General features: G+C 38.9%; 1 protein-coding gene. It reads right to left on the reverse strand.

Annotation, left to right across the window (positions count from 1 at the left end; all coding sequences use genetic code 11):
- Nucleotides 1-700 precede the first annotated feature (700 nt).
- The coding region (locus ADIARSV_RS03690; protein WP_040298995.1) for an SDR family oxidoreductase at nucleotides 701-977 on the reverse strand (277 nt) is incomplete at its 5' end.

The following is a 977-nucleotide window of genomic DNA, read 5'->3' on the forward strand; positions in this document are numbered from 1 at the left end:
ACTTTTCTTTTTGCTCTTCTTTCCATCTCTCTTCATCTTCTGCTCCGCCTCGCGCTTTGCTTTTTCCCCCTTCGATTTGGGATTGCAAAAGTGCACATTTTGTAGCAATACTGCAACTATTTCTCAGTCATTTGCTCAGAAATACAGGCCCTAATCTTAATGAACAGACAGGGACGCTTATCCGACAGCATGTTAACAGGTGAAAATAAAATCAATTATTTGTTAATTTAATGTATCCCAAAAAGGGCAACCCTTTATATATAGCATAAAAGATCCAGTACAAAGCAATAAAGGTAGATTGGTATCTGACAAAGGCAAGCCTATGTATACGTCAAAAGAAACATTAACACATCTAGAATCAGCCAAACCCACATAATGAGGACAATTACAAACCCTGCACCTTTCTATTCTTGGCCATCAATCTTTACTGATCCATCGCAAATTAATGATCTTTCGCTAGTCCATTCTAAATGCCTGAAATGTTTGAATAAATAGTCCCCTAACACACATTATAAATGGAAAAAAAGCCTGTTATTAATAATATATACAATAGATATACTATTCAGCTATAAGAAAAAATCCAGATTTGAGTGCTTATTGTGACCTAGTAAGATCTTTTTCCTGTAATATTTCCACGGATTCGCTGAATTCGTTCATGCATTTAAAACTGTAAAAAGCAGCATCCTATATATGTTGATATTTAAGGCATTCCTTTACCCCCTGCAGAACCATAGATTTGTCCTGTTGCATAACTAGCGTCACTTGCAGCAAGCTGTACATAAATAGATCCAAGTTCAACAGGCTGACCAGGTCTTCCAAGCGGTGTATCACCTCCAAAACCTTTTAACTTTTCCTGGGTGGCTCCTCCGCTAACTTGCAAAGCCGTCCAGATTGGTCCGGGTGCTACTCCGTTAACACGAATACCTTTGGGTGCCAGCTGTTTAGCGAGCGACCTTACGTAATTAGTGGTAGCTGCC

Source organism: Arcticibacter svalbardensis MN12-7 (assembly GCF_000403135.1).
GTDB classification, from domain to species: Bacteria; Bacteroidota; Bacteroidia; order Sphingobacteriales; family Sphingobacteriaceae; genus Arcticibacter; species Arcticibacter svalbardensis.